Raw genomic sequence first — 22526 nt, 5'->3', positions numbered from 1 at the left:
GGAGGCGCCCGATGGGCAAGACGATCCGATTGACGATGGCACAGGCCGTCACGCATTTCCTCAAGAAGCAGATGACCATCATCGACGGGCAGAAGCAGCCGATTTTCGGCGGCGTCTGGGCGATCTTCGGTCACGGCAACGTCGCCGGCATCGGCGAGGCGCTCTATCAGGTACGCGAGGAGCTGCCGACCTTCCGCGCTCACAACGAGCAGGGCATGGCCCATGCTGCTATTGCCTATGCCAAGGCAAGCTTCCGTCAGCGCTTCATGGCCTGCACGACCTCCATCGGTCCTGGCGCACTGAATATGGTGACAGCCGCCGGCGTCGCACACGTCAATCGCATCCCCGTTCTCTTCCTGCCCGGCGACGTCTTTGCCAACCGCGCCCCCGATCCGGTACTGCAGCAGATCGAGGATTTCGGTGACGGCACCGTGTCGGCCAATGACGCCTTCCGCCCCGTCTCGCGCTATTTCGACCGCATCACGCGGCCGGAACAAATCATATCGGCGCTGAAGCGCGCCATGCAGGTGCTGACCGATCCCCTCGATTGCGGTCCTGTGACGCTTTCGCTGTGTCAGGACGTGCAGGCCGAAGCCTTCGATTATCCGGAAAGCTTCTTCGAGGAGCATGTCTGGGTGCCGCGCCGTCCGCAGCCGGATGCAGATGAACTTGCCAATGCCATTGCATTGATCCGCCGCTCCGAAAAGCCGGTTATTCTTGCCGGCGGCGGCGTGCTCTATTCGCAGGCGACGAAGGAACTGGCCGCTTTTGCCGAAGCTCATGGTATTCCCGTCGTCGTCACACAGGCCGGCAAATCGGCCATCGACGAGACGCACCCCCTCGCGCTCGGCTCCGTCGGTGTGACGGGCACATCGGCGGCCAATGCCATTGCTGAAGACACGGATCTGGTGATCGCTGTGGGAACCCGCTGCCAGGATTTCACCACCGGCTCCTGGGCGCTGTTCAAGAACGAAAAGCTGGCCATGATCGGCCTCAATATCGCGGCCTACGACGCTCTCAAGCACAATAGTCACCCGCTGGTGACGGATGCGCGCGAGGGGCTGAAGGCGCTTTCCGCCGGCCTGGCGGATTGGCGCGCTCCGGCGTCGCTGGCCGAAAAGGCGACGAAAGAAAAGCAGGTCTGGATGGAGGCCGCCGCCAAGGCGATGGCAACTACGAACGCCGCTCTGCCCTCCGACGCCCAGGTCATCGGCGCTGTTACGCGCACGCTCGGCGGCAAGGACAGCATTCTCGTTTGCGCAGCGGGCGGCCTGCCCGGCGAGCTGCATAAGCTCTGGCCGGCGACCGCACCCGGCAGCTACCACATGGAATACGGCTTCTCCTGCATGGGCTATGAGATTGCCGGCGGCCTCGGCGTCAAGATGGCGCGGCCGGAGAAGGATGTCGTCGTCATGGTCGGCGACGGCTCCTACATGATGATGAATTCCGAACTGGCGACCTCTGTCATGCTCGGCCTGAAGATCACCGTCGTGCTGCTCGACAACCGCGGCTATGGCTGCATCAACCGCCTGCAGATGGCGACCGGCGGCGCGAACTTCAACAACCTCTTGAAGGACTCGCGCTTCGAAGTGATGCCGGAGATCGACTTCCGGGCGCATGCGGCCAGCATGGGTGCGATCGCCGTGAAGGTCTCTTCCATCGCTGAGCTGGAACAGGCCATCGAAGCATCGAAGAAGAACGATCGCAGCTCGGTCATCGTCATCGACACCGATCCGCTGATCACCACGGATGAAGGCGGCCACTGGTGGGACGTCGCCGTTCCCGAGGTCAGCCCGCGTGCCGAGGTCAACAAGGCCCGCGCCGCCTACGAACAAGCCCGTGCCGCCCAGCGCATCGGCTGATCGATTTCTTTCATTTTTTCGGAGGAGCTGAGACGCTCCTCCAACCATGTTTCAAGGAGACCATTGATGAAGGCCAAACTCGGCATGTCGCCCATCGCCTGGTGGAACGACGATCTTCCTGAGCTCAGCGACGACGTATCCCTCGAGGAATGCCTTCGCCAGTCGCGCGGTGCGGGCTTCACCGGCATGGAACAGGGCCGGCGCTTCCCGAGCAACCCCGATGAAATGCTGCCGATCCTGCGTGCCGCCGATGTAACGCTTTGCGGCGGCTGGTTCTCCGGCACCCTCGTCAACGAGGAGCTTGCCGCCAACAAGGATCGCATCGCGCCGATGATCGAACTGTTCAAGGCCGTCAACGCGCCTTGCATCGTTTATGGCGAAGTCGGCCGCTCCATCCAGGGCGACCGCTCCAAGCCGCTCGCCACCAAGCCGCGCCTTTCGGATGACGAGATGAAGGCCTATGCCCGCCGCGTCACCGAGTTCGGCGAATGGTGTGCCGACCAGGGCATGCCGCTCTCCTATCACCATCATATGGCAGCCGTGGTCGAAACCGAGCCGGAACTCGATGCCTTCATGCGCAATTCCGGCGAAGGCATTCCGCTGCTGCTCGATGCCGGCCATCTCGCCTTTGCCGGCGGCGACGTGCTGCGCGCCATCGATAGTCACCACGCCCGCATCAACCACGTCCACGTCAAGGATATCCGAAAGTCTGTCGTCGACGGGCTGGACCGCAGCCGGCAGTCCTTCCTCGATGCCGTCGCGCTCGGCGCATTCACGGTGCCGGGCGATGGATCGCTCGATTTCGGCGCGATCGTCCAGCGCTTCGCCGATTACGGCTATGAAGGCTGGTTCGTGGTCGAGGCCGAACAGGACCCGCGCAAAGCGCCGCCACAGAAGATGGCCGAGATCGGCTATGCCGAGCTGATGCGCGTGATGACGGCCGCAGGCTACACGGTTGAAACCGAAGGCTTTCCCCAGGGATAACGGAAGACGTGCCCCTCTCCTCCCTCACAGGTTGGCGAGAGGCACTCTCCAAGCAATGGAGCAAGACCATGCCCAATCTGAAGGTCAAACCTAGCGGCTCGCATGGCCGCGTCACCCATGTCACGCCCGAAAGCGCCGGCTGGACCTATGTCGGCTTCGACCTGCATCGCTTGAAGCCGGGCGAAACCGCTTCGGCCGAGACCGGCGATCGCGAGGTCTGCCTCGTATGGGTTAGCGGCAAGGGAAGCGCCAAGGCGGGTACAAAGGATTTCGGCTCGCTCGGCGGCCGCATGAGTCCCTTCGAGGGCGCACCCCACGCGCTTTATATTCCAGCAGGCTCGAGCTGGTCGGTGATCGCCGAGACCGATCTGGAACTGGCCGTCTGCTCGGCACCGGGCGGCGGCTCCTATGAAGCGCGCGCCATTCCGCCGGGCACACATCCGGCGCTGACGCGCGGCAAGGGCACCAATGTCCGCCACGTCAACAACATCATGCCGGAAGACGATGGCGCCGCGCATTCGCTGCTGGTCGTCGAAGTGATCACGCCGGGCGGACACACCTCGTCCTACCCTCCGCACAAACACGATCAGGACAATCTTCCGCACGAAAGCTTCCTGGAGGAGACCTATTATCACCGCCTAAACCCGCCGCAGGGCTTCGGCTTCCAGCGTGTCTATACCGACGACCGGTCGCTGGACGAAGTCATGGTGCTGGAGGATGGCGACGTGACGCTGGTGCCGAAAGGATATCACCCTTGCGCCGCCTGCCACGGCTACGACCTCTATTACTTGAATGTCATGGCCGGCCCAAAGCGCATCTGGAAGTTCCACAATGCCGTGGAACATGAATGGCTGCTAAAGTCCTGAATGACGCCTGATATAGGCTCATAGCGAAAAGGCCGTGCCCGAAAGCGCGGCCTTTTCCATTCTCATGCCGGCAACAAGCCATAGCGCCATTTGCGATCCCTGGCATTGCGCGACAATACCAGCCAGGTGAGCAGGATCATTCCTATCTCAGCGAAGATCGGCGTCATCCAGATCCCGCGTTCGCCGAAGACGAGCGGCAGGAGGAATGTCAGCGGCAAGGTGAACAGATAGGACCGCGACAGACCGAAGATCGCTCCACGCTTCGCATCGCCGATCGACTGGAAATAGGACGACAGGATGATCGCCTGGCCGAAGAGGAAGTAGGCCCCGATCGTCCAGGGCAGGATGCGGCCGACTTCCGTGACGATCACAGGATCGCCTACGAAAATCGAACCCATATGCCCCGCCAGCAGCTCGACGATGAGTTCGACGGCGCCGCAATAGACAAGAGCCGAAATCAGGGCGATCAGGACGCTATGACCGACGCGGGTTGGAAGGGCGGCACCATGATTATGGCCTGATATGGTCTGCAACGCGATGCTCAAGCCCAGCAGCGGCAAATAGGCGAAGGTCATTACTCTTGTGACGATTCCATAGGCGCCGACGGTCGCGACATAATCCCGCTCATGCCAGATCGACACGTTGAAGAGGATCGCCGCCGAGCTCAGCGAAATGCCGATGAAACCGAGGCTCATCGGAGCGCCGAAGGCGAAGATGCCGCGCCACTCGCGAACATGCAGCGCCATGTCGACCCAAAGGCCATTCGGCCGACGCAGGCGATAGATGATGACGATCATTAGGCAGATGAATTGCGCCAGCACCGAGCCGCCGGCGGAGCCGACGACGCCCCACTGAAAGACCGCGATCAGCAGCCAGTTTGCCAGGATGTTGAGCAGCGTCGAGGCAAGCGTCACCAGCGTCATGAAGCCGAGCTTTCCTTCGCAACGCAGCCCGTCGAGATGGATCGAAAGAAAGAAGCTGATCGGCGCGAAGGCGACCATGACGCCCATGAAGGCCTCGGCACTGCGGGCGACATCGACATTTCCCGCCGCTGCCACGGCAATGAACTGTCGCCCTACGAGCCAATAGATGAGATTGACCGCGACCACGACGGCGAGCGCCAGCGTATGGGCGCCGGTAAACACGGACTTCGCGGCGTCGCGATTTCCGGCGCCGAGACAGCGGGCGAGAATGCTCGCCATGCCGTTTGAAACCAGCGTCTGCAGCGCGATCAGCAGCATCAGCGCGGGAAAGATGAGGCTGACGGCGGAGAGCGCCTCGGCGCCGACATAGACGCCGAGAAAATAGGCGTCAACGACAGCAAAGAGGCCGCTGACAGTGGTGATGACGATGATCGGCGCGGCTGTCTTGGCAAAGACGCCAGGCAGCCAGCCGGTGAGAAACATATTGTTTTCGAGGGTGTGCGTCATGGTGGTATCCGGACGGAATCGCTCGCGAGCGGCAAAGATAGCGGCGTAACAAGCAGGGATGAAGATTAAAGGTCGAGAACCAGATGCGGCACGCCGTTCGATGTCCTGCGCGGCGAAATGCCGTCGGCATCGACCTGGGCGTTGATGCGCTGGCGAAACGCGGAGAAGCTCTCGAACTCCACCACATCGACCGGTTCGTCGAAGTGGATCGTAATCCTGTAGAGCCCGCCCGACTTCGCCGACATCGCCAGAACCTTGCCGGTAAACGGCTTGTTCAGATAGCGTCCACGCACCGCGGAGCCGACATCGAAGGGCGCATCAGGCCCGTCATTCGGTTTTGCCGCAAGCGCCGAGAGCGTGTTCCAATCGCGCAGCCCGTGTTGCTTCGCGATCAGCTCCAGCGCTGTCGAGTGGCTCATGTCGTCGCCGCGCTCGGCCATGGCCTGACGCAGACGCCGGGCCTGAGCCTTCAATTCATCTATGGACGGATACGTCGTCATAGGATCAGCCTTTGCTAAGGCATGCAATTATGACTGTGAAACGGAGCTCGCATTACCGTCAGTCAGCATGCCCTGAATGGCCGTGACCTAAAACAGCGAGGACTTCACCTTGGATTTTCATCCGCGAGCGGCAGGTGCCTCGAACCGCTCGTTCGTATGATCGAAGCCGATGCGCCTGTCAAGATGCGCCCAAATCGGTACAAAAGACGAACCCGTTAAAATTCTACCAATGCAATTGACGCTTCCGCAAAATCTCCGTGCAAGGTTCATGCTGTAACCGAGATGAATTCGGTCTGTTTTCCAACAGGGAATGACAATGCTTCGCGCAACCCATCTGGCGAAAGTCAAATCCGAAGTCTACGAACGCAGCTGGGAACGTTTCTACGTCCAGCGGCCGGCGCGTCTCGTGGCGGTTCGTCCCTGCCTAACAGGCATTTCGGTGCGCAGCGCCGAAATTACCGACATCTCGCGCGGCGGCGCCAGCTTCACCGTCGCCACGACGGTCGGCCTGCCGACCCACTACTATCTGAACATCCTCGGTCTCGCCTACCGCATCGCCTGCGCCGAGGTCAGCCGCATCGACAACCGCGTCCATGTCCGCTTTATCAACCTGATCGAACCGGAGACGCTTCGCCGCGTCGTGCGCGCCGATTTCATGATCGGCAATGTCGAAGCCCTGGCTGCACGCGGCAAGCGGCGGCCGGTATAAATTCGGCTTCACGTCCTCAATCGCTTCGCACGTCGCCGCGGGCATATCGTGCAGGCGGCATGCCTGCGTATCGCGCAAAGGCGACGCTGAAAGTGCTTGCCGATCCGTAGCCAACGCGTTCAGCTACCTGATCCATCCCCAATTCGCGGCTGCGCAATAGCTGCTTTGCAAGAGCCATGCGCCAAGCCAATAGATATTCCATTGGCGGCAGGCCAACGACGCGGCTGAAACGCGCAAAGAAAGCCGATCGGGACAGGGCCGCTTCGGTCGCAAGATCCGCGACAGTCCAAGGATGGGCAGGACGCGCATGCATTGCGTGAAGTGCTGCGGCTAGGCGGTCATCGGCAAGGCCGCGACTCAAGCTCGACGTCACGGTTGTTTCCGTGCCGGATCGCAATGCCTCGATCAACAACACCTCCAGCAGCCGTTCCAGCACGAGTTCGCGTGCCGGCCGGCGCTCGCGCGTTTCTTCACCGACCAATTGCATCAGCGTCGCGAGTCGGGGCTCGTCACGAACGATAACGACATCAGGCAAGAGGGAAACGAGCAAGGCCGCATCCGGCGCGCCGAAGCTGCAATGCCCTATGCGCATGCGCATATCCGCCGGCCCCTCGAGGCGGCCGACACGGAAATGACCGCCACTCAACTGCGTTGGAACCATGGCGGACAGACCGGCCGGTGCGTCTACGCTCTCGCTGACAAGCTCGCGCATGGCCGGCACGAGCACGAAATCGCCGGCTCGCAGGATGAAAGGCTGATGTCCTCCAAACGTTACGCGGCAACGCCCCTCAAGGATTGCGCAGTAGAATGGCTCGCCCGTGGCCTCGCGATGAATTCGCCAGGCGCCGGCGCATTCCACCAGCTTCGAAAAGCGTGCGGCCGGCTGCAGCAGCGTGACGATTTCGGCAAGGGGATCGACGGTCATAATCAGGACTAACGCTAAAGAAATGGAGACTATAGCATATATAAAGTCTCTCGCCCGGTCACTACCATGGCATCATTCCTTTTGTTTGGAGAGGCTCATGTCCACGATATTGATTACTGGTTGCTCGTCTGGCTTCGGCCTGGAGACTGCGAAACTGTTTTTTGAACGAGGGTGGGATGTCATCGCGACAATGCGCACGCCCAAACCCGAGCTGCTATCGGTTTCCGAACGCTTGCGTATTCTCGCGCTCGACGTCACCAATCCGGCAAGCATCGCGGACGCCGTGAAGGCCGCCGGTCCGATAGACGTATTGGTCAACAATGCCGGTTTCGGAGCGCCCTCACCGATCGAGCTGACTGCGCCGGAGACGGTGCAGTCGCTGTTCCAGACAAATACGATCGGCACATTGGCGATGGTTCAGGCCGTATTGCCCCAGATGCGTCAACGTCGGGCCGGAGTCATCGTCAACGTCACCTCTACGGTGACGGTCAAGACTCTGCCGGTGATCGGGATCTACCGGGCGAGCAAGGCAGCGGTGAACGCCTTCACCGAGTCCTTATCGGTGGAGATGGAGCCATTTGGCGTGCGGGTGCATATTGTCCTGCCAGGCCGGTCGCCGGAAACTCGCTTTGGGGAGAATGCGCGTCCACATTTGCGTGGTCTGGACGATCCGGACTATGCGCCGCTCATTCAGCAATTCATCAAGAATGTGCAGGACGATACTGGTCCAGTGACTCACGCACCCGATGTCGCGGAAGCGGTTTGGCGGGCTGCCACCGATCCATCCGCCCCGCTGCGAATTCCGGGCGGTGCGGATGCTGAACTCTGGATGGCTGAGGTAGGTTTGTAACCGGAACCGGTGGCAGCCAAAAAGCTGCTGCCGTTCCGACTTCGACCGTGCATTAGAGGGAACACCCAGCCGTCAGGTGAAGCGCGTCTCCTCTGTTTTATAGATTATCGAAAAAGTGACCCCAGCGGTTGCGATGACTGCAAATGGCGGCAATGCAAACGAACGTTTTTCCGCTCTTGCAACCACCCACCAAGCGCCTATTCTGCCGCACCCAGCAACCGAATTCGGGAAACAAAGCCAGCATGTCCGCCTTCTCGCGCTTCACGCCGCTGATCAGCGCCCTTCCCTCCACCGTTCCTTTCGTCGGCCCAGAAGCGTTGGAGCGTCAGCGCGGGCTGACGGTCAAGGCCCGTATCGGCGCCAATGAGAACGGCTTTGGGCCAGCGCCCTCCGTCATCGCGGCCATGCGCGAGCGGGCCGGCGATATCTGGATGTATAACGATCCGGAAAATTACGAGTTGAAGCAGGCGCTTGCGGCCCATCTCGGCGTTCAATCCGCCAATATCGCCGTCGGCGAAGGGATCGACAGCCTGCTTGGCCTGATCGCGCGTATGGTGATCGAACCGGGCACGCCCGTCGTCACCTCGCTTGGCGGCTATCCCACCTTCAATTTCCATGTCGCCGGCTTTGGCGGCCGCCTCGTTACTGTGCCCTACGTCAATGATCGCGAGGATCTCGATGGATTGCTCGAAGCGGTGAAGCGCGAGGATGCACCGCTCGTCTATTTCGCCAATCCCGACAATCCGATGGGAAGCTGGTGGGATGCCGACAAGATCGTCGCCTTTGCCCGTGCGCTGCCGGAAAACTGCCTGCTGATCCTCGACGAAGCCTATAGCGAAACGGGGCCCGCCAGCTCGCTTCCTGATATCACGACCCTGATCGACCTGCCGAATGTCTTGCGCACCCGCACCTTCTCTAAGGCCTATGGCCTTGCCGGCGCCCGCGTCGGCTATGTCATCGGCGCGCCGGAGACCGTGCTGGCCTTCGACAAGATCCGCAATCATTTCGGCATGAACAGGCTCGCGACTGTAGCGGCGCTCGCCGCGCTGGAGGATCAGGCCTATCTTGCCGAAGTAATCGGCAAGATCCGGGCTGCGCGCGAGGAGATCGGCACGATCGCCCGCGTCAACGGGCTGCTGCCTCTTGCCTCCGCCACCAATTTCGTCGCCATCGATTGCGGCCGCGACGGCGCCCATGCCCGCGCCATCGTCGACGGGCTGATCCAGCACAGCGTCTTCATCCGCATGCCGGGGGTTGCGCCGCTCAATCGCTGCATCCGCGTCAGCGTCGGCCCGAAGCAAGATCTGGAGCTGCTTGCCGAAGCGCTGCCCAAAGTGTTGAAGGCGATCGGTTAAGCTCAAAACGACGAAACCGCGCCCGCCTTGTTCCGGCTGGTCGCGGTTTTCATCATTTCGGCGTTCGCCTCCCGTCGATCGCCGATATCCCCTCCGTCGAGGTCAGGAAGTCTCATTGCCTACGGCACGCCTTAGAGCGTGATGCCGAAAAGTGCAGGCGGTTTTCGGACGACATCACGCTCTATTTCTTTGATTCTAGAGCGGATTCAGATTTTAGGTCGAACAGACCTAAAATCATCCGGCTCTAGTGCGTGGTCATCCATTCGCGGGCGGCGCGCAGCGCTGCTGCGAGCTGCATCTTGGTCAAGGTCGCGGCAACGTCGGCGCGAAGCTCGGCGGCGCGCTCGCTGCCGCGGATGGCGGCGATATTCAACCATTTGTGGGCGGCAACGAGGTCCGCATTGCAGCCCCTGCCGGTCGCGTAGTTCACGCCCAGTTCGCAAAGGGCATCGGCGCTGTTACCACCCATCATGGCATTTCCAGACATCGGCGTTTCAAAGCGTGCCATTGCTATTATCCCTGTTTGACTTCTGTTCGTATCTGCCCTGTTTTCCGTCCGAACCTTGCCGTCATACGCGGCTTTCCGGTTCTTCCGGCCGGCGGGTTTGCCCCGCTCGTTTGATGGCTTCACTATCGCAGACGGCTTTCAAAAAACGCCTAAAATGCATGATTAATTCGATGCAAACAAAGTGCAAATGCTTGGTAAACTTGGGATTTTGTTAAACATCGCTTCCCTTGCAAATTAAGGATTTTCGGGCGTGTTTAACCTTCCGTTAAGATTTGGATTTAAACTCTTTCTTCACCACAAAAAGAGCGCAGTTGAATTCGATGTCGTGTTTCGACGGCGCTCGAATACCCGCCGAAACGGGTATTTGAGCTCCGAAAACCATATTTACCTTTACGTTCGCGTTAGATAATCTCACTGCATTCCCGGTCACAGAACCGGATGCGCCTTGGGGGAGGAATGACACCATGATCCGCACTACCGTTCTCGCGATCGCATTGCTGATGAGTGCGAGTGCCGCTCTTGCCGAAGAACCGATCGTCGGCAATTGGAAAACGGTGGCTGGCGACACGGCTGCCATCGCTCCCTGCGGCGACAGCTATTGCGTGACCCTGAAGACAGGCAAATATGCCGGCAAGCAGATCGGCAAGATGCAGGGCACAGGTAACAGCTATACGGGCGAGCTTACGGACCCTTCCGAAGACAAAACCTATAGCGGCTCCGGCACGGTCAGCGGCAACAAGATCAAGATGCAGGGCTGCGTGCTGAAGGTATTCTGCAAGTCGCAGACCTGGACGAAGCTCTAAAACAGCCCCTGCCTGTCCCAGAAAGCACTCGACGTGCCTGCCGCCTGGCGCCGGCGGGCTCTTATTATTAGCCTGCGAGGAGTGGCCGGCGACCATTCGAAACCGGTAATATTTCTGAACGCCGGATGAACCGGTATCTCAGCACCTGTTCAGCCTGACCATGGCAAAACAGTGTCCAGTATAGGGCACGGGTAGGCCAGGAATATGGACTCGATCATCATCGCACGGCGCTTCGTTGTTATCATGCTGTTTGCTGCCGTCTTCGCATTCAGCTTCTCGGTTGCGGTCGAACACGCCGGCCGCAGCGGCGCACAATCGCATTTCGGCGCAAGCTTCACCTGCGTGCAGACCGGCGCGCCTTACTGCACGACGGTACAGTAACAAACGTCTGCGCGTAATCCTCGCGCAGGCCAGTGGGTGGCTCTAAAAATAGCTGCGAGAATCCGGGCCGCTTGTTGCAACGTCGTTTGCTTGTAACCAACGACACTCTATAATGGCGCATGAGCAACAGAATCTCTCCCTTTTCACCCCTCGACATTTCCTCTCCCAGCCCGTTCCAGCCACGGACCTTCGATGATCCGGGCAAGGCCGTGGAAGCGCTGACGGAGCTTTACGATCGCAACACCGCGTTCCTGATCGACAATTTCACCAAGCTTGCCAAAGGCGCGCCGATCACCGCGCGCTACCGCGCCTTCTATCCGCAGGTCAGCATTGAGACCACGAGCTTCGGCCATGTCGATTCGCGCCTCTCCTACGGCCATGTCACGGCACCCGGCGTCTACACGACGACGATCACCCGCCCGCAGCTCTTCAAGCATTATCTCAAGGAGCAGCTGACGCTCCTGATGCGCAGCCATAATGTTCCGGTGGTCGTGTCAGAATCGACGACACCTATCCCAATTCATTTCGCCTTCGGCGAAGGCGCTCACGTCGAAGCAACCGCCACCGTTTTCGAAGACATTCCGCTGCGCGACCTCTTCGACACGCCGGACTTGAACACCACGGACGACGAAATCGCCAACGGCGAATATATCCCGCCGCCGGGCGAGCCCTCGCCGCTTGCGCCGTTTACTGCGCAGCGCATCGACTATTCGCTGGCCCGCCTCGTCCACTACACGGCGACCAGTGCGGCGCATTTCCAGAATTTCGTGCTGTTCACGAACTATCAGTTCTATATCGACGAGTTCTGCAAATGGGCGCGCGACCTGATGGCGAGCGGCGGCGATGGCTATACCGAGTTCGTCGAACCGGGCAATATCATCACGAAGGCTGGTTCCAGCCAGCCCGAGGGCGATGTGGCCGCGCCGCGACTGCCGCAAATGCCGGCCTATCATCTGAAGAAGAAGGGCCATGCCGGGATCACCATGATCAATATCGGCGTCGGCCCTTCCAACGCCAAGACGATCACCGACCACGTGGCCGTGCTGCGCCCACATGCCTGGCTGATGCTCGGCCATTGCGCGGGCTTGCGCAACAGCCAGCGGCTCGGCGACTATGTGCTCGCCCATGCCTATATGCGCGAGGACCATGTTCTTGACGACGACCTGCCGGTCTGGGTGCCGATCCCGGCGCTCGCCGAAGTGCAGGTCGCGCTTGAGGCCGCCGTCGCCGAAATCACCGGCTATGAGGGCTTCGAGCTGAAGCGCATCATGCGCACGGGCACTGTCGGCACCATCGACAACCGCAACTGGGAACTGCGCGATCAGGCCGGCCCGGTCAAGCGGCTGTCGCAAGCCCGCGCCGTCGCGCTCGATATGGAATCGGCAACGATCGCTGCCAACGGCTTCCGCTTCCGTGTTCCCTATGGCACGCTGCTCTGCGTTTCAGACAAGCCTTTGCATGGCGAACTGAAGCTGCCGGGCATGGCGACCGCCTTCTATCGTACCCAGGTCAACCAGCATCTGCAGATCGGCATCCGCGCGATCCAGAAACTGGCTGCCATGCCGCCGGAAGCACTGCATTCGCGCAAGCTGCGCAGCTTCTTCGAAACGGCGTTCCAGTAAACGACAGCCCTTGCTTCCTACTGCCCATCCACGGGCACCGAATATGCATTAGCAGCGGCCGCGACTTGCGGCCGCTCGTCGTTTGGCTGCGCACCCCAGCTCAGGCACAGGATCAGCAGGGCAAAGCCCGCCAAGCCGACCCAGATGCGGAACACGACCCTGCCGACATCGGCTGCGTCTAGCAGCTCCTCTTCCGACAGTGTCTTCTTTTGCCAGTTATGCACGATTGCGGCTTCCAGACTGTACATTTCCGTCTCTCCTTATGGTGTTGACGGAACTGGTCGACCGGGCTCAGGCTTTTTCGACAGCACCGAAAATTTTTGTCATGCTGCGGATCGGGATGTCGATTTGCTTGGCGGCCGCTCGTCTATGGCTGTCAGCAAATTGAAAGAGGAGACGCTGCGATGAAATATCTCTGCCAGGTCTGGTTCGATGGCACGACGCTCGACGTCATGACCAAGGATGAAAAGCACAAGCTCGATTCGGATTCGCTCGGCTATGACCGCGACCTGATGGCGAGCGGCAATATGATCCACGCCGAAGCGCTGCAATCGCCGAAGTCTGCGGTAACGGTGCGGGTCCGCAACGGCGAGACGGCGGTGACGGATGGACCTTTCATCGAAACCAAGGAGTATCTTGGCGGCTTCATCCTGATCGAGGCGAAGGATCTGAACGATGCGATTCGGATTGCCGCCGGCATTCCGCTCGCCAAGCTCGGCGCTATCGAGGTACGGCCGATCTATAATTTCGGCCCGGACGTTTGAGGAGGTTACCATGAAATTTCTTTGCCAGGTCTGGTTCGAGAGCGCAGAAATCGCCAAGCTTTCCGAAGAGGAAGGACGAAAGCTGACGCAGGATTCGGTCGACAATGACAACCGGCTGCGCGAGAGCGGCCACCTCATCGTCGCCAATGCCTTGCGCGAGCCGGAGACTGCGAAAACCGTCCGCGTACGCAGGGGCGAAACCGCCGTTACCGACGGCCCGTTCGCGGAGATCAAGGAACATCTCGGCGGCTTCGTGCTGATCGAAGCCCGAGATATGGAGGAAGCGACCGCGATCGCCGCCACCTTCCCCGTTGCCCGCTACGGCATGATCGAGGTTCGCGCCGCCTTCGACATCCGCTTTCCGAATGAATAGCGAGAGGAGAAGACATGCGGTTTCTATGCCTGATCTACACAACAGTCGATGTCGACGGACGATTGACGCCGAACGAGATGAACCATCTGATCGGCGAGCACTTCGTCTTCGACGAGGGCTTGCGGCGGGACGGCACCATGATCGTTTCCGATGCACTGGCGCTCCGAGACAAATCGATCGTCGTCCGTCCGGACGGCGACACATTTTCGGTAACGGACGGACCGTTCGCGGAGACCAAGGAGCATCTGGCCGGCTTCTACCTCATCGAAGCAGCAGACCTCGATGACGCTGTCGATATCGCCAAACGCATTCCCTCGGCGCGCTATGGCGCCGTCGAAATCCGTCCGGTTCGTATCCTGACCCTTCGGGGAGATATGGCAGAGGAAGGCTGACGCCGTGTCGCTGAACCAAACCATCGACGGCATCTATCGCAGCCATTCACGCCGCGTGCTGGCAACGCTGATCCGTCTGCTTGGCGATTTCGACCGAGCGGAGGAAGCCCTTCACGATGCCTTTACAGCAGCGTCGCAGCAATGGACGGAGGAGACCATCCCGGCCAATCCCTATGCCTGGCTCGTCTCCGCCGGACGTTTTCGCGCCATCGACAATATAAGGCGGCGCACGCGTTTCGACGCTGCCCAGGCCGACATTGCCGACAGCCTCTATCCGGAGGGCGAGATAATGGAGACATCGCAAAGCGAGGAGATCGAGGACGACATGCTGCGACTGATCTTCACCTGCTGCCACCCGCTTATTCCAGCCGAAGCGCGGATGGCGATGGCGTTGCGAGAGGTCTGCGGGCTGACGACGGAAGAGATCGCCCATGCCTTTCTGATTCCTGCTCCGACAGTCGCTCAGCGCATAGTTCGCGCCAAAACCCGCATACGCACCGAACATATTCCCTATGAGGTTCCCGGCAAGACCGAGCTGCCGGAGCGGCTGGCGCAGGTGCTGCATGTCATCTACCTCGTCTTCAACGAGGGCTATTCGGCATCATCGGGTGCTGCGATCGTGCGGACCGATCTCGCCGTGGAGGCCATACGCCTCGGCAGGCTTTTGCTGCAGCTATTGCCGGATTCGGAAGTCGAAGGACTGCTGGCAATCATGCTGCTGCAGGATTCGCGGCGACATGCCCGCACCGATACCTCCGGCGATCTCGTGCTGCTCGTCGATCAGGATCGTGCGCTGTGGGATCATGGTCAGATCCGCGAAGGTTTGGCGCTGTCAGCAAGAGCGATGGCGGCAGATAGCGTCGGCAGCTATGCACTGCAGGCGGCGATCGCGGCGGAACATGCTCGCGCCATGACTGCAGAGGATACCGACTGGCGAAAGCTGGTGATGCTCTATGATCTGCTGCTGACGGCGAACCCCTCCCCTGTGATCGAGCTTAATCGGGCGGTGGCAGTCTCCATGCGCGACGGTCCGCTGGCAGCGCTTTCCATCGTCGATGGGCTGCTGCAAGAGGAACGGATGGCACGATATCACCTCACCCACGCCGCAAAAGCCGATTTTCTGCGCCAGCTTGGCCGGACGGATGAGGCGCGGCAATCCTATCAAACGGCGCTTTCGCTATGCCAGCAGACGCCGGAGCAGGCATTCCTACGAAAGCGATTGGCCGAGCTCGGCGACCAGATCCGGCACTAAAAATGCTGCTGTTTTTTAAGCCATGGGTACGCGCTTGCGCGAGATCAGCAATCCGATCGCCGTTCCCGTCAACGCAGAAACCACGATCAGCAGGTGAGCGTTGATGCTCGCCTGTGCGAGATTTTCGATTGCCTCCTTGGCGCTCGAAGCACCAAAAGCCATGGCGCCGGCAGTGATCCCGGCCGGATAAGTGCCGACGCCTCCGGGCGCATGCACCGGCAGGACTGATGATAATTCGCCGCCGAGAGCGCCGCCGAAGCTTGCTGAAAGCGGCGTGACGTTCATGAGGCCAAGCGCCCAAGCGAGCACCACGACCTTGACGAGCCAGTTGACGATCGTCGTCAGCCAGGCGCGCGCAAAGGCGCCGGCATCAACCGGCAGGCCGCGCTCAAGCTCATGCACCAGCCCTTGCGCCTTCTTTGGCAGGGCGCGGGCGGCAAGGCGGATCAGGGGCCGACGAGAGGCGAAGCCACCGACCGGCAGCAGCAGGAAGGCTGCCCATACGATCCAGGCCAGGACATGATAGGGCGAAGCAAGCGCAAGGCCGACGCCGGCTGCGGCCAGCAGCGCATGCAGGTCGAGCAGCCGCATGACGAACAGCGCCGAAGTTCCCCGCGCCAGAGGAATGCCGAATTCGGAGCGCATCAGCACCGGGAAGCTGGTTTCCCCCGTTCGGAAGGGCATCATGATATTCAGCAGATTATGGACCTGCGTCACACGGAACAGCGCTGCGAAATGACCGGAGGTTTCCTTTGGGAAGTAATCGTAGATGCGCCAGGTGCGCAGGAAATAGGTGCTCGTCAGGAGCGCCAGCGCCAGAAGGATCGGCAGGGCGCCGACCTTACCCCATTGCGCCAGGATCGAGGTCCAGCCCCAGAACCATTCGATGAAGACGGCATAGGCAAGGACGACTGCGAGCGTCAGCAGCGTCATTCGGTTGCGAATAAACCAATTCTGTCGGCTGGCAACCGTCGGAGTCTTCATGTAGTTAGGGCACCCAAATGCGAGCGGAAGGCTGAAACCGGACTTTTCGCTCGTTTCGTCCGGCAAGTACTGCCGGTCTTTTAGGAGAAAGAAGTGTTGCAGACAACGGCAGAGTCGACCCTCCCCCAGGCCGATCCGGAAAGCCCTCTCGAGCTTTCGCTGGTCGTGCCCGTCTTCAACGAGGAAGAAAGCGTCGGACCGCTCATCGAGCGCATCTGTGCCGCCATGAGCGGATTTGCCAAATCCTGGGAACTGATCCTGGTTGATGACGGCAGCACGGACGCGACGCTCGTCAACGCCCGCCGCTCGCTTTCGCAGGAAGGGCTCACGCTGCGCATCGTCGAGCTTCAGCGTAATTTCGGGCAGACCGCGGCCATGCAGGCCGGTATCGATGCGGCCAACGGCCGCCTGATCGCCACCATGGACGGCGATCTGCAGAATGACCCGAAGGATATCCCTTCGATGGTCGACGAACTGGAGCGGCGCCAGCTCGACCTGCTCGTCGGCTGGCGCAAGAACCGTCAGGACGGCCTGCTGCTGCGCAAGATCCCCTCCTGGTGCGCCAATTACCTGATCGGCCGCATCACCGGCGTCAAGCTGCACGACTATGGCTGCAGCCTGAAGATCTATCGCTCCTCCATCATCAAGCAGGTAAAGCTGATGGGCGAGATGCACCGCTTCATCCCCGCCTGGGTTGCTGGTGTCGTGCCGAGCTCGCGCATCGGCGAAGTTCCGGTCACCCATCACGCCCGCCAGCACGGCACGTCGAAATACGGGATCTCGCGCACCTTCCGCGTCATCCTCGATCTGCTGTCGGTGATGTTCTTCATGCGCTACAAGGCGCGGCCAGGACACTTCTTCGGCTCGCTCGGCCTCGGCCTCGGCGCGCTTGCCGGCATCATCCTGCTCTGGCTCTTCATCGACAAGTTCATCTTCGGCGACGATATCGGCAGCCGCCCGCTGCTGATGGTCGGCGTCGTGCTGCTCCTGTCGTCGGTGCAAATGATCACGACAGGCATCCTCGCCGAAATGATCGCCCGCATCTATTATCGCGACGATCTCTCGCCGAACTATATCGTGCGCAAGATCTTCGATCGAGATCATCAGGACGCCTAGGCCTATCGTGCTTAGGCCCGCGTCTATCGGCAACAGGAGCTGAGCCGCGCATGAGCTCGAAAGACGACATCAACAGCCAGCTATCGGACACGGCAGACCTGCCATCATGGCGGACAACAAGCTCGACACGCCTTGTTCATGATCGCTGGCTGAAGGTTCGTGCGGATAACTGCGTGACAGCGGAGGGCGTGGAGATCGCGCCCTATTACGTGCTGGAATATCCCGATTGGGTCGGGATCATCGCGCTTGATGCCGAGGATCATATCTATCTTGTTCAGCAGTATCGTCACGGCCTCGGCGTCGTGGCGCTCGAGCTCCCTGGCGGAGCCGTGGATGCGAATGATGCAAGTCCGGTCGAAGCGGCCGCGCGCGAACTGCGCGAGGAAACGGGGCTTTCAGCCACCGAATGGGATTATGTCGGTAAGCTTGCACCCAATCCTGCCACGCATACAAACCACTCGCATATCGTTATTGCCCGCAATGTCGAACTTGCAAGCAGGCCGGCGGACGACCCGACCGAGCGCATCCGGTTGATCCGCATGCCGATCCGCCAAGCCATCGAGCTGGCGCTGGAAGGCAAGATGATCCAGGTCATCCATGTTGCGGCGCTGACCCTTGCCCTTCATAAGGCGGGCAAGTGGGACGTGCCGAAACCTAAGCCCTGACTACGATTTATTCTCCACCCACACGGCATCGAGCGCCCCACGCGCGATCCGCACCATGGTATCCACCTCCTCATGGCTGATGACGAGCGGCGGCGAGGCCAGCATGCGGTCGCCCGTGGCGCGCAAGACCAGGCCGTTCGCCAGGGCATAGTTGCGGACGGCGGAACCTATGGTGTCAGGCTTTTCGAAACGGCGACGCGTCGATTTATCGGCGGCGAGCTGCAGGCCGCCCATCAAGCCGATGCTGACGGCTTCGCCGACCATGTCGTGATCGGCGAGGCTGCCCCAAGCCTTGGCGAAGTAAGGGCCGATATCGTCGCGCACGCGCTCGACCAGCCTTTCCTCCTCGATGATCCGCAGGTTTTCGAGGGCGGCTGCCGCACAGACCGGGTGGCCTGAATAGGTGAAGCCGTGATTGAATTCGCCGACTTCATTGATGAGCACATCGGCGATGCGGTCGCTGACCAGCACGCCGCCAATCGGAAGATAGCCCGACGACAGTCCCTTAGCGATCGGGGCCAGATCCGGCTCGACGCCGAAGTGCTGATGGCCGAACCATGCGCCGAGGCGGCCGAAGCCGCAGATCACCTCGTCGCAGACGAGCAGGATGTTCCTCACCTTGCAGATGCGCGCGATCTCGGGCCAATAGGTCGACGGCGGAATGATGACGCCGCCGGCACCCTGCACCGGCTCGGCGACGAAGGCTGCGACATTGTCTTCACCCAGCTCGTCGATCTTGGCTTCGAGTTCGCGAGCGACCTTGAGACCAAATTCCTCCGGCGAGAGATCGCCACCCTCGGCATACCAATAGGGCTGACCGATATGGACGACGCCAGGGATCGGCAGGTCGCCCTGCTCGTGCATATATTTCATGCCGCCCATGCTGGCGCCGGCGACCGTCGAGCCGTGATAGCCGTTCTTGCGGGCGATGATGGTCTTCTTCGTCGGCTTGCCGACCGCAGCCCAATAAACCCTCGCCATGCGAAACCAGGTATCGTTGGCCTCCGAGCCGGAATTGGTGAAGAAGACATGGTTGAACTGCGGCCCCGCATGGGCGCAGACCTTTTCGGCGAGAAGCGTCGCCGGCGTGGTCGTGGTGCCGAAAAAGGTGTTGTAATAGGGCAGTTCGTTCATCTGCCTGGCGACAGCGTCGGCGATTTCGGTGCGGCCATAGCCGATATTCACGCACCAGAGGCCGGCAAAACCGTCGAGATATTTTCGCCCTTCCGCATCGAAAATATAGACACCCTCGCCGCGCTGGATGATGCGGGCACCCTCGGCATTGAGCTTGCGCATATCGGCAAAAGGATGGAGGTGATGGGCGGCATCGAGGGCGGCGAGATTGGAGCGGCTGGACGTATCGGACATGGTTGAAACTCACCTCATTGCGATTGGTGCCTGTCAGGCAAATCCTTGAGCGCCGCGACTCTGTGCATGGCCCCTCACCCCAGCCCTCTCCCCGTCGAACGGGGAGAGGGGGTTATCCTGCCCCATGCCGCTTTGAGCACAGCTGAGCACTGGAGAGTTCCCTCTCCCCGCATGTGCGGGGAGAGGGCTAGGGTGAGGGGCTAAGCACCGGAGCGCAACGCAGCCGGACTTGACTGCAAGCTATCTTGGTTTACGACCATGCCGTGAGCATTGGGGATTTACAAGAGCATGGCGGCCGACAACGCAACCGAAGGTAACGCGCGCATCGAAGTGCTGATCTCGGACATGAACGGCCGGCTGCGCGGCAAGCAGATCCCGATTTCAGCCGAAAAGAAGGTCTGGTCCGGCGCCGTGCGGCTGCCGACCTCGACGCAATCGCTCGATATCTGGGGTGACGACAATGACGATATCACAGGCCTGTCGCTGACGATCGGTGATCCGGACGGTACCTGTGTTGCCGATAAGCGCACGCTGGCTGATATGCCCTGGGCGCCGGCGGGATCGAAGCAGGTGCTGGCGACCATGCACGAGCTCGACGGCAGCCCGAGCTTCCAGGACCCGCGCGCCATTCTTTCGGCCGTGGTCGATCGCTACAAGGCGCTCGGCCTGACGCCCGTCATCGCGACCGAACTGGAATTCTACCTTCTGGCCGGAGACTGGCGTGAGAAAGGCATTCCCTCGCCGCCGCCGGCCCTGACCTATCGGGGCGAACCGAACGGCTTTCAGCTCTACGATATGGATGCCGTCGATCTCCTTGACGATTACCTCGAAACGCTGCGCGCCTACGCCCGGGCGCAGGGGTTGCCGGCGGATGCGACGACGGCGGAGTTCGGCCCCGGCCAGTTCGAGGTCAACCTGCTGCATCGTCCGGATGCGCTGGCGGCTGCGGATGACTGCATCATGCTGAAGCGCGTGGCGGAACAGGCGGCACGCAAGCATGGCCTGAAATCGACCTGCATGGCAAAGCCCTATACCGACCATGCCGGCTCGGGGCTGCATGTGCATGCGAGTATCATCGACGCTCAGGGGCGCAATGTCCTCGATGCGGCCGGCGGCGAGCCGAAGAGGCTGAAGTCGATCTGCGCGGGCCTCCTGCAGACCTTGCAGGATGCTCAGCTGGTGTTTGCGCCTTATGCCAACTCCTACCGCCGCTTCCAGCCGGGCTCGTTTGCCCCGGTCGATCTCACCTGGGGCTTCGGCCATCGCGGCACGGCCGTGCGCATCCCGGAAAAAGACGGGCCGGGCGCGCGCATCGAGCACCGTGTCGCAGGTGCGGATGCCAATCCCTATCTGATGCTGGCGGCGATCCTGGGCGGTATGTTGCTGGGCCTTGAGAACGACCTCGATCCCGGTGAGGAGACGACGCCGGCTCACGTGCCGACCGATGCGCCCAAGCTGACGCATGATTTCCTGACTGCCGTCGAGCGTTTCCGCGCCTCGGCCTTCATCGCCGATGTTTTCGGTGAGCGGTATCGGAAGCTCTACGGCGAGACGAAGCATAAGGAAGCGCTCGGCCACCTGCGCACGGTTTCCGATTTCGATTACAGGACCTACCTGCCCCGCCTCTGAAGCCGTCAGAGGGCGACGCTGTCGACGGCGCCTTCGCGCGCAACGCTGGCGGCCGTCCCCTCTCGGACCATCACCTTGAGTTCGCCGGGATGCACTTTGAGCGTCACATCGCGCTCGAGCGGCAACAGCTCGCCGTCCATCACACAATTGGCGAGCTGGCGCAGTTTCGGGAAGTGCAGATTCACTTCCGGCGCGTGCATGACCATGACATCGGCATTCTCGCGAACCCGGCCCCGCAGCATGTCGATGGCAAGCCGTGCGACACCGAGCGGTCGCAGCGGTTTCGCAGTGTAGAAGCCCAGCTCGCCGCTGCGCAGGCTATCGGCGTACAGCAGCGCATTGGCGCCGAAGGGATTGTTCGAAACCGAGATCGCCGAGACATGCCGGCGCTCGCGAATGCCGACGGCCTCGAAGTCGACGTCGAATTCCGGCGGATTGGCGATGACGCCGAAGGCCGCGCGCGTGCTGGCCGACATCTTTCCGATGCGCGAGCGATAAGTATAACCATTGCGGTAACGGACCATGCGCGCATGCAAGCCCGCTGAAAACTGATGAATGAAAGCGCGACCGTTGGCGCTGCCGATATCGACATTGTCGACCTCCCCCGTCGCAAGAACGTTCAGCGTCTGCCAGATGTCTAGCGGCAGGCGCAGAGAACGAGCAAAGAGGTTCATGGTGCCGGCCGGGATGACGCCGAGGGCGACGCCGTTTTTCCAGGCAATGGCCGCGGCCGCCGAAATGGTGCCATCGCCGCCGCCCGCAACGATCCCGTCGATGTCGTCGCGGCGTGCAGCGCGCTCCATCGCCGAAACGACGTTGCGCCCCTCTACGACAACAGCTTCGAAATCGTGACCGGCGTCGCGGAAGACCTGTTCCGCTTTCTTTTCATAGGCAGCCATGTCAGTCGTGCGGAACGTTCCGCCATCGCGATTGAAAAAGCCGATCAACTTCATTGGGGCTCTCGGTCTTTCCGCAAATTGTATCAGGGGCTGAGGCCCCGTGCGCTTCTTCTCAGATGGTTTTGGATGGACCGATTTCAAGCGTTATAGCCGTTTCGCCGATCTCGACTGCAGCACACTTATGCGCGATCCGACATGCTGCACTGCAAAAAACGCACGCGACAGATGCGCCTCGGTCACTGATAGTATCAACGGGGCATGTCCGTGCCTCGCCAGTCCCATATCCCAG

At 60.9% G+C, this 22526-nt stretch carries 24 protein-coding genes; 16 read left to right on the top strand and 8 right to left on the bottom strand.

What is annotated here, in order from left to right:
- The first annotated feature begins 11 nt into the window (after positions 1 to 11).
- The 3 genes from iolD (at position 12) to iolB (ending at position 3712) form a co-directional block, all read left to right on the top strand.
- The gene (gene iolD, locus AC13RE_RS09090; protein WP_488562707.1) at positions 12 to 1862 is read left to right on the top strand and encodes a 3D-(3,5/4)-trihydroxycyclohexane-1,2-dione acylhydrolase (decyclizing); all 1851 of its coding nucleotides are present in this window, start codon (positions 12 to 14) and stop codon (positions 1860 to 1862) included.
- A gap of 66 nt (positions 1863 to 1928) precedes the next feature.
- On the top strand, positions 1929 to 2846 hold the full coding sequence (iolE, locus tag AC13RE_RS09085; protein ID WP_488562706.1) for a myo-inosose-2 dehydratase: 918 nt from the start codon (positions 1929 to 1931) through the stop codon (positions 2844 to 2846).
- A 68-nt stretch (positions 2847 to 2914) separates the two neighbouring features.
- Positions 2915 to 3712 (top strand): 5-deoxy-glucuronate isomerase, encoded by a 798-nt coding sequence (gene iolB / locus AC13RE_RS09080; RefSeq protein ID WP_488562705.1) that lies wholly within the window; start codon positions 2915 to 2917, stop codon positions 3710 to 3712.
- Positions 3713 to 3774: 62 nt separating this feature from the next.
- Here the strand turns inward: iolB and AC13RE_RS09075 are convergent, their stop codons facing one another.
- Both AC13RE_RS09075 and AC13RE_RS09070 read right to left on the bottom strand, forming a co-directional pair.
- Entirely contained in the window at positions 3775 to 5142 is a 1368-nt protein-coding gene (locus AC13RE_RS09075) for an MATE family efflux transporter (protein ID WP_488562704.1), read from the bottom strand.
- A gap of 65 nt (positions 5143 to 5207) precedes the next feature.
- A complete protein-coding gene (locus AC13RE_RS09070; protein WP_310229199.1) occupies positions 5208 to 5642 on the bottom strand; it encodes a glyoxalase superfamily protein in 435 nt (144 codons plus the stop codon).
- A 310-nt stretch (positions 5643 to 5952) separates the two neighbouring features.
- On the opposite strand from AC13RE_RS09070, the gene AC13RE_RS09065 reads away from it, so the two are divergent.
- Positions 5953 to 6351, top strand: coding sequence for a PilZ domain-containing protein (locus AC13RE_RS09065; RefSeq protein WP_488483515.1), 399 nt, complete (start codon positions 5953 to 5955; stop codon positions 6349 to 6351).
- A 16-nt stretch (positions 6352 to 6367) separates the two neighbouring features.
- Here the strand turns inward: AC13RE_RS09065 and AC13RE_RS09060 are convergent, their stop codons facing one another.
- Positions 6368 to 7276: an AraC family transcriptional regulator gene (locus tag AC13RE_RS09060; RefSeq protein WP_488562703.1), complete on the bottom strand. Its 909-nt coding sequence runs from the start codon at positions 7274 to 7276 to the stop codon at positions 6368 to 6370.
- A gap of 97 nt (positions 7277 to 7373) precedes the next feature.
- Between AC13RE_RS09060 and AC13RE_RS09055 the strand changes: the two genes are divergently transcribed.
- Complete coding sequence (locus AC13RE_RS09055; RefSeq protein WP_488562702.1) at positions 7374 to 8126, top strand: SDR family oxidoreductase; 753 nt, start codon at positions 7374 to 7376, stop codon at positions 8124 to 8126.
- Positions 8127 to 8368: 242 nt separating this feature from the next.
- Positions 8369 to 9481, top strand: coding sequence for a pyridoxal phosphate-dependent aminotransferase (locus AC13RE_RS09050; protein ID WP_488562701.1), 1113 nt, complete (start codon positions 8369 to 8371; stop codon positions 9479 to 9481).
- A gap of 244 nt (positions 9482 to 9725) precedes the next feature.
- Here AC13RE_RS09050 and AC13RE_RS09045 read toward each other — a convergent pair whose 3' ends face one another.
- The gene (locus tag AC13RE_RS09045) at positions 9726 to 9989 is read right to left on the bottom strand and encodes a sel1 repeat family protein (RefSeq protein ID WP_015339268.1); all 264 of its coding nucleotides are present in this window, start codon (positions 9987 to 9989) and stop codon (positions 9726 to 9728) included.
- A gap of 464 nt (positions 9990 to 10453) precedes the next feature.
- Between AC13RE_RS09045 and AC13RE_RS09040 the strand changes: the two genes are divergently transcribed.
- The 3 genes from AC13RE_RS09040 to AC13RE_RS09030 all read left to right on the top strand — a co-directional run bounded on the left by AC13RE_RS09040 (position 10454) and on the right by AC13RE_RS09030 (position 12795).
- A complete protein-coding gene (locus tag AC13RE_RS09040; RefSeq protein WP_112335671.1) occupies positions 10454 to 10792 on the top strand; it encodes a DUF2147 domain-containing protein in 339 nt (112 codons plus the stop codon).
- A 204-nt stretch (positions 10793 to 10996) separates the two neighbouring features.
- Positions 10997 to 11173 (top strand): hypothetical protein, encoded by a 177-nt coding sequence (locus AC13RE_RS09035; protein WP_015339266.1) that lies wholly within the window; start codon positions 10997 to 10999, stop codon positions 11171 to 11173.
- A 119-nt stretch (positions 11174 to 11292) separates the two neighbouring features.
- Positions 11293 to 12795, top strand: a complete 1503-nt coding sequence (locus AC13RE_RS09030) for an AMP nucleosidase (protein ID WP_488562700.1) — start codon at positions 11293 to 11295, stop codon at positions 12793 to 12795.
- A gap of 17 nt (positions 12796 to 12812) precedes the next feature.
- Here AC13RE_RS09030 and AC13RE_RS09025 read toward each other — a convergent pair whose 3' ends face one another.
- Positions 12813 to 13043 carry a hypothetical protein gene (locus AC13RE_RS09025; protein ID WP_488562699.1) on the bottom strand — a complete coding sequence of 77 codons (231 nt, stop codon included), beginning with the start codon at positions 13041 to 13043 and terminating at the stop codon, positions 12813 to 12815.
- A gap of 156 nt (positions 13044 to 13199) precedes the next feature.
- Between AC13RE_RS09025 and AC13RE_RS09020 the strand changes: the two genes are divergently transcribed.
- From AC13RE_RS09020 to AC13RE_RS09005, 4 genes are read left to right on the top strand one after another with little or no spacing between them, the layout of a single operon-like run.
- Positions 13200 to 13559: a YciI family protein gene (locus tag AC13RE_RS09020; protein ID WP_488562698.1), complete on the top strand. Its 360-nt coding sequence runs from the start codon at positions 13200 to 13202 to the stop codon at positions 13557 to 13559.
- A gap of 10 nt (positions 13560 to 13569) precedes the next feature.
- Positions 13570 to 13932, top strand: coding sequence for a YciI family protein (locus tag AC13RE_RS09015; protein WP_488562697.1), 363 nt, complete (start codon positions 13570 to 13572; stop codon positions 13930 to 13932).
- Between the two features lie 14 nt (positions 13933 to 13946).
- The gene (locus AC13RE_RS09010; RefSeq protein ID WP_488562696.1) at positions 13947 to 14324 is read left to right on the top strand and encodes a YciI family protein; all 378 of its coding nucleotides are present in this window, start codon (positions 13947 to 13949) and stop codon (positions 14322 to 14324) included.
- A 10-nt stretch (positions 14325 to 14334) separates the two neighbouring features.
- Positions 14335 to 15576, top strand: a complete 1242-nt coding sequence (locus AC13RE_RS09005) for an RNA polymerase sigma factor (protein ID WP_488562876.1) — start codon at positions 14335 to 14337, stop codon at positions 15574 to 15576.
- Positions 15577 to 15591: 15 nt separating this feature from the next.
- Here AC13RE_RS09005 and AC13RE_RS09000 read toward each other — a convergent pair whose 3' ends face one another.
- Positions 15592 to 16560 carry a lysylphosphatidylglycerol synthase domain-containing protein gene (locus AC13RE_RS09000; protein ID WP_488562695.1) on the bottom strand — a complete coding sequence of 323 codons (969 nt, stop codon included), beginning with the start codon at positions 16558 to 16560 and terminating at the stop codon, positions 15592 to 15594.
- Between the two features lie 96 nt (positions 16561 to 16656).
- On the opposite strand from AC13RE_RS09000, the gene AC13RE_RS08995 reads away from it, so the two are divergent.
- Positions 16657 to 17676 carry a glycosyltransferase family 2 protein gene (locus AC13RE_RS08995; RefSeq protein ID WP_488562875.1) on the top strand — a complete coding sequence of 340 codons (1020 nt, stop codon included), beginning with the start codon at positions 16657 to 16659 and terminating at the stop codon, positions 17674 to 17676.
- Between the two features lie 50 nt (positions 17677 to 17726).
- The gene (locus tag AC13RE_RS08990) at positions 17727 to 18341 is read left to right on the top strand and encodes an NUDIX hydrolase (RefSeq protein WP_488562694.1); all 615 of its coding nucleotides are present in this window, start codon (positions 17727 to 17729) and stop codon (positions 18339 to 18341) included.
- On the opposite strand, the gene AC13RE_RS08985 is transcribed toward AC13RE_RS08990, so the two are convergent.
- Complete coding sequence (locus AC13RE_RS08985; protein ID WP_488562693.1) at positions 18342 to 19709, bottom strand: aspartate aminotransferase family protein; 1368 nt, start codon at positions 19707 to 19709, stop codon at positions 18342 to 18344. It lies immediately after the preceding gene.
- Between the two features lie 288 nt (positions 19710 to 19997).
- On the opposite strand from AC13RE_RS08985, the gene AC13RE_RS08980 reads away from it, so the two are divergent.
- Complete coding sequence (locus AC13RE_RS08980; RefSeq protein ID WP_488562692.1) at positions 19998 to 21338, top strand: glutamine synthetase family protein; 1341 nt, start codon at positions 19998 to 20000, stop codon at positions 21336 to 21338.
- Positions 21339 to 21343: 5 nt separating this feature from the next.
- Here the strand turns inward: AC13RE_RS08980 and AC13RE_RS08975 are convergent, their stop codons facing one another.
- Positions 21344 to 22291, bottom strand: coding sequence for a diacylglycerol/lipid kinase family protein (locus AC13RE_RS08975; protein ID WP_132716170.1), 948 nt, complete (start codon positions 22289 to 22291; stop codon positions 21344 to 21346).
- Positions 22292 to 22526: the final 235 nt, after the last annotated feature.

This window comes from Martinezella sp. CNPSo 3959 (genome assembly GCF_057784355.1).
The sequence above is the reverse complement of the archived record's forward strand: the minus strand, read 5'-3'. Positions and strand labels throughout refer to the sequence as shown.

Bases quoted from the DNA above. Each gene is read 5' to 3' on its own strand.
- iolD (WP_488562707.1), top strand. From the start codon at position 12: ATGGGCAAGACGATCCGATTGACGATGGCACAGGCCGTCACGCATTTC.
- iolE (WP_488562706.1), top strand. From the start codon at position 1,929: ATGAAGGCCAAACTCGGCATGTCGCCCATCGCCTGGTGGAACGACGAT.
- iolB (WP_488562705.1), top strand. From the start codon at position 2,915: ATGCCCAATCTGAAGGTCAAACCTAGCGGCTCGCATGGCCGCGTCACC.
- AC13RE_RS09075 (WP_488562704.1), bottom strand. From the start codon at position 5,142: ATGACGCACACCCTCGAAAACAATATGTTTCTCACCGGCTGGCTGCCT.
- AC13RE_RS09070 (WP_310229199.1), bottom strand. From the start codon at position 5,642: ATGACGACGTATCCGTCCATAGATGAATTGAAGGCTCAGGCCCGGCGT.
- AC13RE_RS09065 (WP_488483515.1), top strand. From the start codon at position 5,953: ATGACAATGCTTCGCGCAACCCATCTGGCGAAAGTCAAATCCGAAGTC.
- AC13RE_RS09060 (WP_488562703.1), bottom strand. From the start codon at position 7,276: ATGACCGTCGATCCCCTTGCCGAAATCGTCACGCTGCTGCAGCCGGCC.
- AC13RE_RS09055 (WP_488562702.1), top strand. From the start codon at position 7,374: ATGTCCACGATATTGATTACTGGTTGCTCGTCTGGCTTCGGCCTGGAG.
- AC13RE_RS09050 (WP_488562701.1), top strand. From the start codon at position 8,369: ATGTCCGCCTTCTCGCGCTTCACGCCGCTGATCAGCGCCCTTCCCTCC.
- AC13RE_RS09045 (WP_015339268.1), bottom strand. From the start codon at position 9,989: ATGGCACGCTTTGAAACGCCGATGTCTGGAAATGCCATGATGGGTGGT.
- AC13RE_RS09040 (WP_112335671.1), top strand. From the start codon at position 10,454: ATGATCCGCACTACCGTTCTCGCGATCGCATTGCTGATGAGTGCGAGT.
- AC13RE_RS09035 (WP_015339266.1), top strand. From the start codon at position 10,997: ATGGACTCGATCATCATCGCACGGCGCTTCGTTGTTATCATGCTGTTT.
- AC13RE_RS09030 (WP_488562700.1), top strand. From the start codon at position 11,293: ATGAGCAACAGAATCTCTCCCTTTTCACCCCTCGACATTTCCTCTCCC.
- AC13RE_RS09025 (WP_488562699.1), bottom strand. From the start codon at position 13,043: ATGTACAGTCTGGAAGCCGCAATCGTGCATAACTGGCAAAAGAAGACA.
- AC13RE_RS09020 (WP_488562698.1), top strand. From the start codon at position 13,200: ATGAAATATCTCTGCCAGGTCTGGTTCGATGGCACGACGCTCGACGTC.
- AC13RE_RS09015 (WP_488562697.1), top strand. From the start codon at position 13,570: ATGAAATTTCTTTGCCAGGTCTGGTTCGAGAGCGCAGAAATCGCCAAG.
- AC13RE_RS09010 (WP_488562696.1), top strand. From the start codon at position 13,947: ATGCGGTTTCTATGCCTGATCTACACAACAGTCGATGTCGACGGACGA.
- AC13RE_RS09000 (WP_488562695.1), bottom strand. From the start codon at position 16,560: ATGAAGACTCCGACGGTTGCCAGCCGACAGAATTGGTTTATTCGCAAC.
- AC13RE_RS08990 (WP_488562694.1), top strand. From the start codon at position 17,727: ATGAGCTCGAAAGACGACATCAACAGCCAGCTATCGGACACGGCAGAC.
- AC13RE_RS08985 (WP_488562693.1), bottom strand. From the start codon at position 19,709: ATGTCCGATACGTCCAGCCGCTCCAATCTCGCCGCCCTCGATGCCGCC.
- AC13RE_RS08980 (WP_488562692.1), top strand. From the start codon at position 19,998: ATGGCGGCCGACAACGCAACCGAAGGTAACGCGCGCATCGAAGTGCTG.
- AC13RE_RS08975 (WP_132716170.1), bottom strand. From the start codon at position 22,291: ATGAAGTTGATCGGCTTTTTCAATCGCGATGGCGGAACGTTCCGCACG.